This window comes from Janibacter sp. CoH_79_TC_3, assembly GCF_058197955.1.
Genome location: NZ_JBXWIV010000011.1, coordinates 75,375 through 91,254 on the forward strand (window position 1 = coordinate 75,375; position 15,880 = coordinate 91,254).

Annotated in this window: 13 protein-coding genes; 5 read left to right on the forward strand and 8 right to left on the reverse strand. The window is 43.3% G+C overall.

Going from position 1 to position 15,880, the window contains the following annotated elements; all coding sequences use genetic code 11:
- Position 1 precedes the first annotated feature (1 nt).
- From AC2FA3_RS10325 to AC2FA3_RS10340, 4 genes are all read right to left on the reverse strand, one after another.
- Entirely contained in the window at positions 2-1,384 is a 1,383-nt protein-coding gene (locus AC2FA3_RS10325) for a trimethylamine monooxygenase (protein ID WP_490509485.1), read from the reverse strand.
- Positions 1,385-1,716: 332 nt separating this feature from the next.
- A complete protein-coding gene (locus AC2FA3_RS10330; protein WP_490509486.1) occupies positions 1,717-2,358 on the reverse strand; it encodes a MarC family protein in 642 nt (213 codons plus the stop codon).
- Between the two features lie 262 nt (positions 2,359-2,620).
- Positions 2,621-3,481: a carboxylating nicotinate-nucleotide diphosphorylase gene (nadC, locus tag AC2FA3_RS10335; RefSeq protein ID WP_490509487.1), complete on the reverse strand. Its 861-nt coding sequence runs from the start codon at positions 3,479-3,481 to the stop codon at positions 2,621-2,623.
- Between the two features lie 242 nt (positions 3,482-3,723).
- The gene (locus tag AC2FA3_RS10340) at positions 3,724-4,776 is read right to left on the reverse strand and encodes an NUDIX hydrolase (protein ID WP_490509488.1); all 1,053 of its coding nucleotides are present in this window, start codon (positions 4,774-4,776) and stop codon (positions 3,724-3,726) included.
- A 300-nt stretch (positions 4,777-5,076) separates the two neighbouring features.
- Between AC2FA3_RS10340 and nadA the strand changes: the two genes are divergently transcribed.
- The 3 genes from nadA (at position 5,077) to AC2FA3_RS10355 (ending at position 9,172) form a co-directional block, all read left to right on the forward strand.
- Positions 5,077-6,216 carry a quinolinate synthase NadA gene (nadA, locus tag AC2FA3_RS10345; RefSeq protein ID WP_490509489.1) on the forward strand — a complete coding sequence of 380 codons (1,140 nt, stop codon included), beginning with the start codon at positions 5,077-5,079 and terminating at the stop codon, positions 6,214-6,216.
- 1 nt (position 6,217) lies between these two features.
- On the forward strand, positions 6,218-8,137 hold the full coding sequence (nadB, locus tag AC2FA3_RS10350; RefSeq protein WP_490509490.1) for an L-aspartate oxidase: 1,920 nt from the start codon (positions 6,218-6,220) through the stop codon (positions 8,135-8,137).
- Positions 8,138-8,260: 123 nt separating this feature from the next.
- Complete coding sequence (locus tag AC2FA3_RS10355) at positions 8,261-9,172, forward strand: LysO family transporter (RefSeq protein WP_490509491.1); 912 nt, start codon at positions 8,261-8,263, stop codon at positions 9,170-9,172.
- Positions 9,173-9,208: 36 nt separating this feature from the next.
- Here AC2FA3_RS10355 and AC2FA3_RS10360 read toward each other — a convergent pair whose 3' ends face one another.
- The 4 genes from AC2FA3_RS10360 to AC2FA3_RS10375 form a co-directional block, all read right to left on the reverse strand.
- Positions 9,209-9,898 (reverse strand): OmpA family protein, encoded by a 690-nt coding sequence (locus tag AC2FA3_RS10360; protein ID WP_490509492.1) that lies wholly within the window; start codon positions 9,896-9,898, stop codon positions 9,209-9,211.
- Positions 9,899-9,967: 69 nt separating this feature from the next.
- Positions 9,968-10,564, reverse strand: coding sequence for an OmpA family protein (locus AC2FA3_RS10365; protein WP_490509493.1), 597 nt, complete (start codon positions 10,562-10,564; stop codon positions 9,968-9,970).
- Positions 10,565-10,591: 27 nt separating this feature from the next.
- Positions 10,592-11,875: an FAD-dependent oxidoreductase gene (locus tag AC2FA3_RS10370; protein WP_490509494.1), complete on the reverse strand. Its 1,284-nt coding sequence runs from the start codon at positions 11,873-11,875 to the stop codon at positions 10,592-10,594.
- 36 nt (positions 11,876-11,911) lie between these two features.
- Complete coding sequence (locus tag AC2FA3_RS10375; protein ID WP_490509495.1) at positions 11,912-13,243, reverse strand: UbiH/UbiF/VisC/COQ6 family ubiquinone biosynthesis hydroxylase; 1,332 nt, start codon at positions 13,241-13,243, stop codon at positions 11,912-11,914.
- Between the two features lie 653 nt (positions 13,244-13,896).
- On the opposite strand from AC2FA3_RS10375, the gene AC2FA3_RS10380 reads away from it, so the two are divergent.
- A complete protein-coding gene (locus tag AC2FA3_RS10380) occupies positions 13,897-15,000 on the forward strand; it encodes a PhoH family protein (RefSeq protein WP_490509496.1) in 1,104 nt (367 codons plus the stop codon).
- A 139-nt stretch (positions 15,001-15,139) separates the two neighbouring features.
- Entirely contained in the window at positions 15,140-15,784 is a 645-nt protein-coding gene (gene ybeY, locus AC2FA3_RS10385) for an rRNA maturation RNase YbeY (protein ID WP_490509497.1), read from the forward strand.
- Positions 15,785-15,880 lie beyond the last annotated feature (96 nt).

The following is a 15,880-nucleotide window of genomic DNA, read 5'->3' on the forward strand; positions in this document are numbered from 1 at the left end:
CTTAGGATACTTTTTTGCGCTTTTTAGGTTTAACAAAGGTTAAATTTAAAAAGTGCTCAAGCGAATCATCAAGAATGTCTAACCATGGTTCTGGCAACTCAGGTGACATGGTTCCGGTCAAAGTAGAACGATAGGCCTTTTCTCTAAAGGTCATGATGTTCTCGGCTTTATCTCTTTGCCATTCTTTTAAAATTTCGCCCTGCTTTTCAACCGCAAATTCTGGATAATCAGTACCATTGGTCAAGTCACGAATATAAGCGGCTTGAAAGTCAATTGAATCACTAACCGTCACGCATTTGGCATAAGTAGCGAGCCATCTTTTCTCGTCTTCTTCACGCTCTGCTAAATCGGGCAATTCAATATTACCCATAATCACATCACGTGCATACCATGCTTGCGCATCAAACATATTAAAGGTGAAATACTGATCTTGCATACCTAAGTAAATCAGCTTTGGATTTGGCTGCCAAAAGATACCTTTGTACAAGTTGGCTGGATACAAGCAGTTGTGGGTCTGCAAACGTAGCTCATCTGACATAAACGGGAAATGGAATAAATAACCCGTACACATGATGATGGCATCAAATTTTTGGCTCGTACCATCTGCAAAGTGCGCAACATCGTCTTCAAAATGCGTCACTAACGGCACTTCTTTAATGCCTTCAGGCCACTCATAACCAAGCGGTTTACTACGATAACTGATGGTCACAGATTTGGTGCCATATTTATAGCACTGGGTACCAATATCTTCGGCAGAATAGCTACTACCAACCAGTAAGATATCTTCATCTTTAAATTCTAAGGCATCACGGAAATCATGCGCGTGTAGGATACGATCTGGGAAGGCTTCTAGGCCTTCAAAATACGGCATATTTGGTGTGGAGAAATGACCGGTCGCAACCACGACGTAATCAAACTCTTCTACTTCTTGTTCATCAGTTTTATGGTTCATCACCGTCACGGTGAATTTTTGCGTGTCATCATCAAATGACACCCAGCGTACGGGGCACTCAAAGCGAATATATTTTTGGATATCTTGTTTATCGATACGGCCCATGATGTAGTCTTTTAGGACTTCACGTGGTGGATACGATGGGATGGCTTCACCAAAATGCTCATCAAATGAATAATCGGCAAATTCTAAGCATTCTTTCGGACCATTCGACCATAAATAGCGATACATACTGCCGTGCACGGGTTCACCGTTCCTATCTAAACCAGTACGCCAACTGTAATTCCACATACCACCGATGGCGTTTTGCTTTTCATAACATATTATTTCAGGTAAATCCTTTACCCCAGCTAAACGAGCCGCTTCAAAGGCACGTAACTGTGCCAAACCGCTTGGACCTGCACCTAAAATTGCAATTCTTTTCTTACTCAAAACCAACTCCTATAATATTGTCGTACCCCTATTATAACATATTTGTATGGATGACGTTTTGATAGCAGACTTTTGGTAATTGATTGAATTTTTTGCAAGTACTATAAAACTTAAAAAAGCAGTTATAAAACAACCTTTTAAGTTAGAATCTTTGTTTTTTTGGTGAGGAGGCGAGCTTTCTTGATTATAGATGAAGTGGCTTAATAACCTAGAGGCTATGCTTTTCTACATAGCCTAAAAACCGAAAGTTTTGAATATATGAAAATATAGTTTGTACGAGAGGTGACATTAAAGAGTGAGGTAAAGTCAAATATTACAGAGAAAAATCATACTTACATCAAATCAGGAAATAAGGTACGTAGTCCATTAACGATAATTTCGATAGCAACTGCCGCGAGTAACATACCCATGATTCGGCTCATAATATTTAGCCCTGTATCGCCTAATAAACGACTGATACGACCAGCTGCCATCAACGCTAAATAACAAAATAAGCTGATAAATAACCCAGCTATCAAAATGGCAGAGACTTGCAAAATGCCAGTCACCTGTGATGAATAAATAATCACCGTCGAAATACCGCCGGGTCCAATCATCATGGGAATAGCAATCGGCACTACGGCTGCTGCCATCGTTGGCGGTGCACCGTGCAGATGGTCAACATCAAAGTTTTCTTGATCGGGCTTAACCGGATTCCCTTCACCATTCATCATATTCAGAGCAATTAAAAACACTAAGATACCGCCTGCCAATTGGAAGGAACCAATCGAGATACCCAAAGCTTTTAGTAATGTCTCACCGACTATGGTAAAAAAGCTGATGGTGATAAAAATAGTTAGACAAGCCACACGTGCCACTTTACGACGATTATTTAGCGAATAGCCGTGAGTTGAATCCAAAAACAACGTCAAGGCGCCGAAGGGATTAATCAGTACCATAAAGGCTAAGATTATCTTAATAATTTCAGTATCCACTGAGCGCTCGCTTATCTATTGGTCAAATCAGGCAAAAGATAAGGTCATCGTGCACAGGCAAGGATGACCTTATAATCGGTAGCAGCGGCATTGTAGCATAGGCAGATAAGCCTATTAAATCATTAACTTCGCTTAATTTCCCGTCCTTACCAATTCAATAGCATATCCGTACAAATCTGCCCTTTTAATAACCTGTTTAGCCGAGATTTATGCCAAAGAATAAATCATAAGCCTAGGTAGCGATTTAGACCAACCATTAATCTTAGGCGCTAAAATCAAGACCAATATCTAATGCCGTGGTGCTATGGGTTAAATAACCCATGGCAATAAAATCAACACCGGTCTCTGCTATCGCTTGCACGGTTTCAGGCGTGATACCACCGGAAGCTTCGGTTTTGGCGCGACCTTTACACATCGCGACCGCCTGCGATAAAACCTCAGGCGCCATATTATCCAAAAGCACCAAACTCACGCCAGCTTCTAAGGCTTGCTCTAACTGCGCTAAGGTATCGACTTCGACTTCTATCGGAATGAGATGACCTGCAAAATCTTGCGCTTGCTTAATAGCGGTCTTTATATCACCAGCGATAGCAATATGGTTGTCCTTAATTAAAATCGCATCGTCTAATCCTAGACGATGATTGCGCCCGCCGCCGCAGCGCACCGCGTATTTTTGTACAATACGTAGGCCAGGAATGGTTTTACGAGTACAAGTGATTTGCGCCGGATATTCGGCGACGCTATCAACGATTTTTTTCGTGTCTGTCGCAATGCCACTCAGATGAGTCATAAAGTTAAGCGCGGTACGCTCTGCTGTCAGTAAATTGCGCGCATTACCTCGGACTGTTGCCAGTACCGTACCTGCTTCGACCGTTGCACCGTCATGGGCTTGCGCTATAAATTCGATTTGCTCGTCAATCAAAGCAAAAGATAAACGCGCCAAATCCATCCCGCATATCAAGCCTGCTTGCCGAGCTTTAATCTGTAGTTGCGCTTGCATATCCGCTGGGATAGTCGCTTGTGAGGTCACATCACCGCGCCTGCCTAAATCTTCCGTTAATGCCGCTTCAACCAAAGGTTTAAGTAATACTTCGGCCAATGCTGGCTCTTGTTTAACTGTCATGTTTGACCCTTATTTTTGTGTACTAGCTTTTTACATGCTATCTACGTATTAAATAGCGCCTGCGGGCGCTTTTTCTTTATAAAAGCAATAAATACTGTTTAATTAAACTCAAAATGAGCATAAATATAGCGCAAAGTGCAAAGCCCCGCAAGAAAAGGGTGCAAATTTATAAAATTAACGAATCTGATTTAGCTTTGATATGAGTATTTAGCTTTAGTATAGAAAGGCTTATGCAGTTGATGCTATTTTCGTTTAGGTAATTTACTATCCATCAGTAAGCTTTGTAGCTCGATATCGTGACGAAAGCGATAAAGCTTGGCAGGACGACCGCGCTGAGCGCTACTACTCTGCCCCGTCTCCATAACAAGGTTTTGCGTATCAAGCAGACGGCGGAAGTTTTGCTTATGTAAAGGTACCCCTGATAACGCTTCAACACTTTGTTGTAGCTGCGATAAGGTAAACACATCTGTCATCAAACCAAAAATAAGCGGACGATATTCAATTTTTGCACGCAGCCTTGATATAGCAGTCGCTATCACGCGGCGATGGTCGTAATACATCGGCACACCAATTAACCGCGACCAATCTGTCGGCAGTTGCAGCTGATAACTGGGCGGATAAGTCGGCGCTTCAGGGATTAATCCTGCTTCATAAAGCATCTCATAACGCAGCAAGACGTGCTCGGCTACCCATTCTCTATTTTCATAAGTTTTATCAGCATTTAGTGCTTTGTCCGTATCTTTGAAACTATCAATGGTTAAAGTCTCTTCACTGATTCCCCAGCATAAACCAATACGCTGAAGGCGGCGCTGCTGCACGACCAATTTTGCTGCGCTATCAGCCCAGCTTAATAACGCCGGTACAATATGATTCATAATCATACTTGGCATACCATCCAAGTGATTTTCCCACGGAAAATAATCGTACCAATCGCGCCATAATGCTTGGCTTGGCAGCTCCTGCATTTGCGCTTCTTGTACCAACCCTAGGTAGCTGACATACACCAGCGCATGACCATCGACGTTGCGCCGATTAGTATCCACGAAAGTATATAGCTGCTCCAAATAACCAAGCGGCTGCTGTGTTTGCTCCTCGACCCATTGACGTACGCCCGCTTGCAATGAGCGATGTAATGGCATCAATGGTCCATTTGGCAATAGCTTGCCTTGGTCAACCGTTAAAACGCGGGCGGTGTGCTCAGTAATCGCTACCAGCACGGCGACCACTTCTGTGGTGCCACCACCTTGTTGATGTGAATGCGAATAAGACAACGTCATGGCTTTAAAGGTTTCCATTATGTTTAAACGTAAAATGAGAGTTTTAAAAATGAAGTGTTTATAACCACGACTAGTATAGCGTGAATCGAAAGCTATCATAGCTTTGGGTTGTAAATAGACATTATTGAAGGCAATAGAACAGATAGCCAGCAAGGTAATTTTTGACGAATTATGTATCGTTTTAGAATAAGATTATAAAAAATACTTGTATTTATGCTCAAAATGAGCATAATTAAAGCACTTTATTCATTCACCGTATTTAACTGTCTTATTTCTAACGATACTTCATTTGTCGTTAATGTACTAAAGGTTGCACTTATGAAAACTTATCCCTATGACGCCCCCATCATGAGCACTGATAATCGCATTGCGACTCAGATGAATATCGAATACGCCAAAGCTAAAATCCCATCGGATTTGCCGCGTGCTGAACGTCTAGCGGTCGAGGAAAATATTAAGCAGCTATTGAGAGATAATAATGCCGTATTAGTTGCCCATTACTATGTCGACCCTTTTATTCAAGATTTAGCATTGGCAACGGGCGGTTGTGTTGGTGATTCGCTCGAAATGGCGCGTTTTGGGCAAGCTCATAGTGCGCAGACATTGGTCGTCGCTGGCGTACGTTTTATGGGTGAGTCGGCAAAAATACTAAGCATGGAAAAAACAGTACTCATGCCAGATTTGGAAGCGGAATGTTCGCTTGATTTGGGCTGCCCTGCTGATGAATTCTCTGCATTTTGTGATGCCCATCCTGAGCGTACGGTGGTGGTTTACGCCAACACCAGTGCTGCTGTGAAAGCGCGCGCTGATTGGGTCGTAACTTCTTCGGTTGGTATCGATATCGTCCGTCATTTGCATGCTCAAGGTGAACCAATCATCTGGGGGCCTGACCGCCATTTGGGTAAATATATCGCGCAGGAGACTGGCGCGGATATGCTGCTCTGGCAAGGTTCATGCTTAGTGCATAATGAATTTAAAGCCACTGAGCTGCTGCAATTAAAACAGGAACACCCAAACGCCAAAGTATTAGTGCATCCTGAATCACCCGATAGTGTCGTAGCACTGGCCGATGTGGTTGGCTCGACCAGCAAGCTATTGCAATCGACTTATGAGATGGATGCCGATACTTTTATTGTTGCTACCGATTTGGGCATCTTGCACGAGATGCAAAAGCGCTCGCCACATAAACGTTTCTTAGCCGCCCCGACAGCGGGTGAAAGCGCCAGCTGTAAGAGCTGCGCTTTTTGTCCATGGATGGCAATGAATGGTTTAAAAGGTATCGAGCAATGCTTGATGAATAATAGCGGTGAAGTATTAATGACGCATGAGCTGGCAGCAGCAGCCAAAAAGCCACTACAACGTATGCTTGATTTTGCCGAATCACAAAAGCAACGTGTGGCCGCGAGCGGTGATATTGTCAAAGATCGCGAGTTATTTTCCAATGTGGGAGCGGCCTAATATGAGCGAAGTATGGTCAGCGGATAAGGCAAATATTCATAATTCTGCGGATATTATACAGACAGACGTGCTCATTATTGGCGCTGGACTTGCCGGCTTAAGTACTGCTCTTGCCTTGCCAAAATCGCTAAATATTACGGTATTAAGCAAAGCGGCATTGGAAGTTTGCTCAAGCCATTATGCCCAAGGCGGTATCGCGGCAAGCTTAGATAAAAACGACTCTATCACCGACCATATTGCCGATACGCTCATCGCTGGCGCAGGATTATGCGAAGCTGATAATACTACCAGTATTTTAAGCGCCGGACAACAAGCTGTGCAATGGTTGTGCGAACAAGGTGTACCCTTTACCTTGATTCCCAAGCAGGAGAGGCAGCAGCGTGATAATGCAAATCCTTTAGCAGCATTACAGACCAGCGATTTGCATCTAACCAAAGAAGGCGGTCATGGCTGTCGGCGGGTAGCGCATGCTGATGATGCAACCGGTCGCCACGTGATGGAAGCTTTAACAATCAAGGTAAAAGCGGCGAGTAATATTACCGTGTTACCGTTTCATGAAGCACTGAGCCTTTTGAGTGATAGTAAAGGTAATCAATGCCAAGGCGTGCTTGTTTTTGATCACTTTAATCAACGCAAACTCACCTTTCATAGCCGCGCCGTTGTCTTAGCCAGTGGCGGTTTAGGGCAATTATTCAAACGTGCCAGCGCGCCGAACGTCTGTGTCGGCGATGGCGTGATGATGGCGTGGCAAGCAGGCTGCCGCTTGGCAAATCTAGAGTTTATCCAGTTTCATCCGACTGGCTTAGCCTTAGACGATAGTAGTTTTTTGATATCAGAAGCGCTACGCGGTGAAGGTGGACGGTTATATTGCCCACAAACTGGTAAGCGTTTCATGCTTGATGTTGATAAGCGCGCAGAACTGGCACCGCGAGATATCGTCGCACGTGCCATAGCTGAGCAAATCAACGATAACGGTCTAGGTTACGTCAATCTTGATGTCAGTCACTTGCCAGCGGAATTTTTGCGCGAGCATTTTCCGCAGATTTATAAAACCCTATTAGAGCTTGGCATTGATATCACAAAACAACCTATTCCCGTTGCGCCGACTGCTCATTACAGCTGTGGCGGTGTAGTGACAGATGCTAATGGCGTAACCGATGTGTCAGGGCTTTATGCTGCTGGCGAAGTCGCTTATACAGGCCTGCATGGGGCAAATCGCTTAGCGAGTAATTCATTACTAGAGTGCGTAGTAGTTGGGCGCAATATCGCCGCTGACTTGCCACGTTATTTAGCAGCAATAGATAAAATGGATACAACGGTAAGTAATGGTAATTTAAAACAGTTAGCTTCTGATATTTGGTTACCGCCAACCCTTAAAAACACTCAGGTTATTACCCTACCTGCCATTACCATACCTTTATTTAATGCTTATCAATATAACAATCTGAAACGTGGCTTAAATCTTGATACCAAAGTTACTGACATTAACGAAATAACTGCGCAGCTAAAAATATTGATGACCAACAACATGGGCATCACCCGTAGTGCTGAGCAGCTAACACAAGCACTAATACAAATTCAACAGTGGCAACGGAATATTGGTTTGGATAAATCTAAGCATTCCACTACAAATAATAAGAATCTGCCTTCTAGCCTAAATGAGCTGGCGGAATTTCAGTTAGCCAGACAATTACAATTAGCGACCTTAGTTATCGAGTCCGCTTATCAACGTCTTGAGAGCCGCGGCGGTCATTACCGTCAGGATTATCCACAGTTAGCAACTGTAGCCAAAACAAGTGTGATTGAGCCTCTACTAGAGAGACCGAAAAAACAGAGCCTTTCCCGTGCTAAGCCTGTCAAACAAATTCAAAGCCAGTTATCTTTATCTAACAAAGATGATGCACTAGCAGGCATCTGCTAATCCACCCTAAACTGGTACATTCATGTCGAATTTTGCTTGGGGATTGTCCGTATTGATAGCCTGATATGATACAATCTCCAGCTTCCTAAAAACGCCTTGTTACAAACTGACGAGCCTGCTGACATGCAAAGCCTGATTACCCTTGTTTTGGTCTTAATGCCGATGTTTATTGGCTTTGCCATACCATCAAACCCAACCATGACTAAGCTTGCCGATAAAGGCTTGTCTTATTTGGTCTTTATCATCCTAGGTTTGATTGGTATTGAGCTGGCACAAGTCGAAGGGCTTGGCAGCCAAATAGGCGAAATCGCGCTTTATGTCACGATACTATCGATATTGACGATTGGGACGGGCTTATTTGGGCTGATGCTGTTCGATCGTCTGCGCCCGTGGCATGCCAAAAAGCCTAGTGTAAAATCTAAAGAACATCGTGTCAGTATTCGCGGCAGCCTTACTCAAGTCATCTGTGTGGTGATAGGCTTTGTGATTGGCTATTTGTTGCCATCGGATTATATGCCACCCGAAAACACCATGACCGCAATGCTCATGGTATTAATATTACTGGTCGGTATTGGCTTAAAAGGCTCGGGTATTACTTTAAAAGAAGTGCTGCTAAATAAGCGTGGCGTGGAGATGAGCATTATCTTTACGCTATCGGTATTGGTTGGCGGACTTATTTTTGCGCTGATGTTTAGCGATGTCTCTTGGACTAAGGGAATGGCGTTGGCATCAGGATTTGGCTGGTATTCGCTATCAGCGATTGTCATGACTGATGCTTATGGGGCGATTTGGGGCAGTGTGGCGTTATTTAATGACTTGATACGTGAGTTTTTTGCGTTGATATTTATCCCCGTCTTTATGCGTAAATATCCATCTGCTTCAGTCGGACTTGGCGGTGCGACCAGTTTAGATTTTACTTTGCCAATTATCCAGCAATCAGGTGGTCTAAAAGTCGTGCCGCTGGCGATTAGCTTTGGTTTTATTATTAATATTGTCGCGCCAGTACTGATGGTGGTATTTTCGGCGTTGGGGTAAATATAAGTTTTAAAGGTTGATAAAAATCAGTCGTTATTATTCAAACGGCTCACATTGCTTAGCGTACTTACCATAACTCTCTATATCACCTGCATATTTTAGATTAGATAAACCTTTGACTTGTCTGCTTGCTTTAAAAACTACTCTTCTGTCTTTGGATTCGATCTGTTCAGGATCATCGTAACTCAAATCTATATTGGTAGAAGGATACCGATCTAAGCAGTCGTAAGTAGTGATACGGTCAGATGCGATATGATGCTCGGTTATAAGTTTGTTTTTAATAGTAAGTGCACGTTGGCGTGATAAGTTGTCATTGCTCTTTGATAATGCAAGCTCATTCGATGACAAATGCCCAAAGATAAAAACGTTAGCATCTAGATATTCGTTAAGCTTTTCTTCAATTTTTTCAAATTCTTTATCATAGCTATTAATTAATCGACTACTCAGCGGTGCAAAAAATCCTTGTAATTCCACTTCCAGTGCCTCGCCTCCTTCAATTATTATTTCACAACCTTTAGCATCGCCCACTACGTTAGGTGGCGTTTCAGGGCATTCGTCTATAGCATCAAGCACACCGTCACCATCTGAATCAATCTCTGCTTGCATCGTCCTGATGATTTCATGTTGAGCTACATCTTTAGACGGTGCAGTTATAGTCGTTTGACAGCCAGCTAACGCCAAAGAACTACAAAAAACGGTACTGGCTATATAGAAATTTATTTTCATATCGAATCGAAGCCCTTATTCAATTAGATTTGATGAGTTACCTCAAATCGTTTCAGTAATAAAGTTTTTTTATTCCTGAGGTTCAGACGCAATCGCATATACGCGCCGGTTCAACATATTGCCCTCTTCACTATCAGACGGCGCAATCGGCCTTCTTGCGCCATACTCAGTCGTCGTAATGCGCTCAGAGGCAATGTTATATTTCGATATTAAATAATTTTTGACCTTATTCGCTCTGTCTTGCGCTAAGGCGTTCGCTTCGTCTATAGAGGCGCTATCGACTTCAGTTCTTGAATTATGACCTTCAATCAATATGGTGGCGATTTTATACTCTTGTAACTTCATTCCTACTTTATCAAGCTCGGCTTGATACTTGGGTAACAGCTCACTGCTATCTTTATCAAAAAATGCGCGATACTCCATTTTTAAACCAACCCCAGGCATCGTAGAAGGGCAGCCTCTGTCATCTACTACTACATTTTCTGGCGTATTCGGGCACTGATCTAACTTATCAGGCACGCCATCGCCGTCGCTATCTAAATTAACTACAATCGTTGGCGTATGGATAGTTTGACTTGTTTGATTAGAAAAATCGGCGATTTGACAACCTGTCAGTGCTAAAGCGCCTATTATCATTGGAGTTATTGTCCATAATTTCACGTTCATACTTTACTCTTCCTTAAGTCTAAAACCTTAAACCCCACTTGCCTGCTTAGCAAACAACCGCATCAACGGTTTGATTTTGCTCACGCGATACATACCTTCATTACGAAGTTGTTGAATCGGACGCATCTGAGCAAGCGAGCCGGCAAATAGCCAATTAAGCGCCGAAAAGCTGTGCATCATCAGACTATTATGTGGACGACGCAAACGCTCATAGCTACGCAAGGTTTGATTGGCACCCCACAGCTTGTTGCCACTACGCGCATAATCATGGGTGAGGTGCTCACTTAACGCCTTCACATCGAGCATACCTAGATTCAACCCCTGACCTGCCAGCGGATGCACGCCATGCGCGGCATCACCAATCAATACCAAATTATCTGCGACATAAGTCTTTGCTTGCTGTGCAGCTAATGGAAAACTGGCGATTGATTCAATTTTATGGATAGCACCAAGCTCATAATGACTGGCAGCAGCGAGTTTATCAGCGATATAGCGCGGATGCTCTTCTACCAATGCCAATGCCTGATTGCGTGGTAGTGTCCATACAATCGATTGCCAATGCTGTGGATTAGCTTTGTCTTCATCAGTGATATCAGCGAGCGGCAATAATGCTAACGTACCTGTCGGTAGCATGGCTTGACGGGCGGTTGCTAGATGCGGTTTTTCGGTTTGAATAGCACAGCAAATCGCCGTTTGCTTATAATCAAGCACATCAAGCCCAATGCCAGCTTGCTTGCGCACAAATGATCCACGACCATCAGCCCCAACCAAAAGATTTGCGTCAATCACGATATCGTTATCCAACGTCACGCGGTAGCCTTGTGTCGCACCGAGCCAATCCATATCGACAACTTTTTGACCATCGATAACCGTTAGATATTGACTGACATCAGAGGCAGATAAACGCTGCCACAGTGCGTATTCTATAACTGCGGGCTCAACCATACTACCAAGCATTTTTGTCTCAGAGTTTTGATTACTGCCATTACTATTACTATTATTATCACTATCGCCGAACAGTAGCTCGCCCCTACCGTTTAGCTGCCAAACCTGCATTTGCGAATAGTCGGCTTTACGCTCTGATGCCGCTATCTTTTGCCAAGCGCCCACTTCTTTGAGTAAGTTAATACTGGCAAAACTTAATGCATAAACGCGCGCATCACGTTGACCAAGCACCTGTTGCCAATCTGCCTCGCTACGTTCAGGGCGCGCATCAATGAGCGTCACTGGCATTTCAGCTTGCGCCAGCTTTAGCGCAAGGGTTGCACCGACGATACCGCCACCGATAATGAGCGTATGGTTATTTTTCATAAGTTATCTCTCAATATTAGAACGCTTATTATAAATCTATGATTTTAAGCCCATGGCATAATTGGCAATTAGTGGCTTAATATTTGGTAGTTTATCAAAGGCAACCAAAGCCACATTACGTGCCAACTTCACTGCTGGGTTTGGATGAGTAAAGCCATGCACGACGGCATCACAAAAGCGAATGACGCGTTTTTGGTCGGTTTGACGAGCTTTTTCATAACGCTTAAGCAACGTAGGATTGCCGATATCTTCGCCTTTTAGTACCTGCCGACTCATCATTTGTGCCAGTACATGGGCATCGCGCATACAGAGGTTAAAACCTTGTCCAGCTACTGGATGCAAGGTATGCGCAGCGTTGCCCATGATGACACAGCGACCCTCTACTTGTTTGTCTGCTAGTACCCGCGTCAAGGGATACGCACCGCGGCGACCGGCAGTCTTAAACGTGCCAGCCCGCTCTCCAAAAGCTTGCTGCAAGGTTGCCAAGAAATGCGCATCATCTTCTAGATACTGCGTCTCTTCCCCTGTTGGGCAAACCCAAACCACTGAACGTCTATAACCTTTTTGATACTCATCATTGCCGTCACCCTCTGGATCGGTCAATGGCAGCACCGCAAGGGGGCCTGCAGGACTAAAACGCTCAATGGCGATATGCTCATGCGGTTGATCGGTCTCTACCACGCCGACGATAGCCGTTTGCTTATAATCATAAGTGGTGGTACTAATACCTAATAGCTGACGCACCGTAGAGTCGCGACCGTCACAAGCAACCAAAACGCTGGCTTGCAGTTGCTGCTCATGCTCTTCTTCACCGTAATAACTAAAGCTCAGCGTTACGCCATCGGCTTGTTGTTCAACAGCGCTGACGTTGGCATTATCAATTAAGGTAATTAATGGCTCTTGCTGTGCAGCCAATAATAGCTTACGCCCAAGCCACGCGTTTTCCATCACTTGCCCAAATGACTCGACTTGCTCATCGGCTTTATTTAATTGCGCGCGCCCAAAGCTACCTTGCTCGCTAATCTGTACCGCATCAATTCGACAAGCATGGCTTTGTAGCTCAGCCCACAAGCCAATTTCTTGATAAATCTGCACCGTACGACGTGACAGCGCGGTATTGCGACTGTCTAAATAATGGCTACGCTTAGCATCATCACTGGGGCTAATGGTTGGATAGCTGTTTTTCTCTAACAAGGTGCTAGCGATACCATGATGCGCGAGTAACAATGCAAACGATAAACCGACATGCCCGCCGCCCGCAATGAGTACTTGCTGTTCAGTCATAGCAGCTTTATTAACATGGCTAGATTTAATATGGCTAGATTTAACATGATTGGTTTTTGATAAATTTGCTTCAGTATTTTGCATGGTTATTATTCCTAAGATGACCCTTTTAACACGCGTTTAGACGTGATGAATATGCACTCAAAATATTATTTTTCTAGAAAATGTCTCGTTCTTTTATCTTTGTAAGCTTGGCTTTTACAGCGCTATTATCTAAGCACTAGATTACCACAAATTCCTCAGTATTCCGTGCTCTTGACAGTCTGCATCGCGAGTGTGCAAAATTTTTAACACTCACCTATTATCTAAGGTTGGATTGATATTTTGCGTGTATTTTATAATGACAGTTTTCAATAAAGATTTGACTGACAAGCCTTAATAACAGGCTTTAATAGTGATAACAGCTGCAGTAGTTGCAATCGTCATACAAAAACAAAGCGCCACCTCCCTTATATAGCTTGAATTTTCAAATCTATCTACCATAATGGAGGCAGGACTCTTACTTATTATTCGCCATTTTACCAACAACAATTTTTATCAGCCATTTGCCGTCACATTCCTTTCCATCATCTAAACAACCCTTATAAAAGCCAAACAGCCGTCATAAAACTATCTAAATATAATGAAATACGATTAATGATTTTATCTCTAAAGCCCGCCTGACTATGATGTATAGAAGCAGTGATGCATAGAAGCAATAACCATAGCAGTGGGCAACTTAATATAAGGATAATCGCTTGACTGATTCCATGAGCCGCCGTATAAAGTTTGAATTCTTGACTCCAGCACAGCTTAAAACCGTGCTTGGCGAATATAATAACCACATGAAATATATCCAAGAACGCCTCGATATCAAAATTAGCCAACGCCAAGGTGACTTCTGTCTAAGCGGTGATATATTGGGTGTTGAGCGCGGCGAACGTATTATTTATAAAATGGTCGATGAAGCACAAAATAGCAAAGACATCAGCGCAGAAGAGCTACACCTGATTATCCAATCGAGTATCTCACGCGATGAAGATATAGCAGCCGATGAACAAGTGGCTGACGAGGAAGATGCCGATAACTTGGATGCTGCAAGTGATTTTACGCCGATTAGCTTACGTACTCGCAATGGTAAAATCATTCCACGTGGCGGCAATCAGCAGCGTTACGTCAGAGATATTTTATCGTCTGATGTATCCTTTGGTATTGGACCTGCCGGTACTGGTAAGACTTACCTTGCGGTTGCTTGTGCCGTTGATATGATTGAGCGCAATGAGATTGAACGAATTTTACTGGTGCGCCCTGCGGTAGAAGCTGGCGAAAAATTGGGCTTTTTACCGGGTGATTTGACCCAAAAAATCGATCCGTATTTACGTCCTTTATATGACGCGCTGTATGAGATGCTAGGCTTTGATAAAGTCGGTAAAATGCTTGAAAAGCAAATCATTGAAGTTGCCCCGCTTGCTTATATGCGTGGTCGAACACTAAATAACTCATTTGTCATTTTGGATGAAGCGCAAAACACCACGCCTGAGCAGATGAAAATGTTTTTGACCCGTTTAGGGTTTGGCTCACGTGCGGTTATCACCGGTGATATTACGCAGGTTGATTTACCTCGCGGCAGTAAATCTGGTCTGGCGCAAGCGATGGAAATCTTAAGCGGTATCGAAGAGATTCATATCACTAAGTTTGATTCAAAAGACGTGGTACGCCATCAGCTGGTACAAAAAATCGTCGAAGCGTATGATGTCTTTGATATTGAGCAAGAAATGCTACAAGAAAAACGCAAACAAGAGCGTTTCGTCGCTGAGCAAGAGCGCAAAGCAGCGATAGCAGATGCAGATGCTAAGCTGTAAGTTATCTGAATATATATGAGATGACTTAAGAAAACATTGAAAGAAAACCGGATTTGATATCCGGTTTTTTACTGCTAAGCACTTGTTGATAGATACTTATTGTTGAATATTTTAAATTGACATAAAAAAGGATAATGGCATGAGCCAAGCTGAACAGAATAACGCTGACAACAATATTGATGATAATGTTAATAGTAGTTTTAATGACAGTTTGAATAACAGCTTTAATAATGATGACAGCTTAGCTGTACTTGATATAAGCGCCTCCGATAGTATCGATGACGAGATACTCGCCACCTTTTATCCTCACGAAAACTTATTAAAAGTCATGATGGCGACTTTAGATGATATAGATGGACGCATTAAGAACGGTCTGACATTGCCGTACTTTGACGATATCAATGTTGAGCAATGGCAAGAGAAGATTAAAGCGCTTGATATCTATATTACTGATGAAGTGGAAGGTCGTGAGCTAAATTTAGAAGCACGCGGCAAAGATTATGCTACCAATATTTTATCTTACTCAAGCGATTTGCCAGCAGCAATCATTGGCTTGATGCCAACGCTACCGCTAGGTGAGCTGGTGATTTGCCATGCTGTGGTAGTTCGTGAAGCGGCTGAGCAAAACAAGACTGTCAATCAGCATATTAGCCATTTATTGATACACGGTGTGCTGCACTTACTTGGTTTTGACCACGAACTCGGACAAGCCGAGCAAGATGAGATGGAACGCTTTGAGATTGATATTCTGGCAGAATTAGCGCTACCAAATCCTTATCTTTAGCTTGTCTTCAACCCTTTTTTGAACTGACCCCCATAAGTTGGACACAACTTATGGGGTATTTTTATGCGTTACGATCTAGACTTTAAGATGCAAGTC

Bases quoted from the DNA above. Each gene is read 5' to 3' on its own strand.
- nadC (WP_490509487.1), bottom strand. From the start codon at position 3,481: ATGACAGTTAAACAAGAGCCAGCATTGGCCGAAGTATTACTTAAACCT.
- AC2FA3_RS10340 (WP_490509488.1), bottom strand. From the start codon at position 4,776: ATGGAAACCTTTAAAGCCATGACGTTGTCTTATTCGCATTCACATCAA.
- nadA (WP_490509489.1), top strand. From the start codon at position 5,077: ATGAAAACTTATCCCTATGACGCCCCCATCATGAGCACTGATAATCGC.
- nadB (WP_490509490.1), top strand. From the start codon at position 6,218: ATGAGCGAAGTATGGTCAGCGGATAAGGCAAATATTCATAATTCTGCG.
- AC2FA3_RS10355 (WP_490509491.1), top strand. From the start codon at position 8,261: ATGCAAAGCCTGATTACCCTTGTTTTGGTCTTAATGCCGATGTTTATT.
- AC2FA3_RS10360 (WP_490509492.1), bottom strand. From the start codon at position 9,898: ATGAAAATAAATTTCTATATAGCCAGTACCGTTTTTTGTAGTTCTTTG.
- AC2FA3_RS10365 (WP_490509493.1), bottom strand. From the start codon at position 10,564: ATGAACGTGAAATTATGGACAATAACTCCAATGATAATAGGCGCTTTA.
- AC2FA3_RS10370 (WP_490509494.1), bottom strand. From the start codon at position 11,875: ATGAAAAATAACCATACGCTCATTATCGGTGGCGGTATCGTCGGTGCA.
- AC2FA3_RS10375 (WP_490509495.1), bottom strand. From the start codon at position 13,243: ATGCAAAATACTGAAGCAAATTTATCAAAAACCAATCATGTTAAATCT.
- ybeY (WP_490509497.1), top strand. From the start codon at position 15,140: ATGAGCCAAGCTGAACAGAATAACGCTGACAACAATATTGATGATAAT.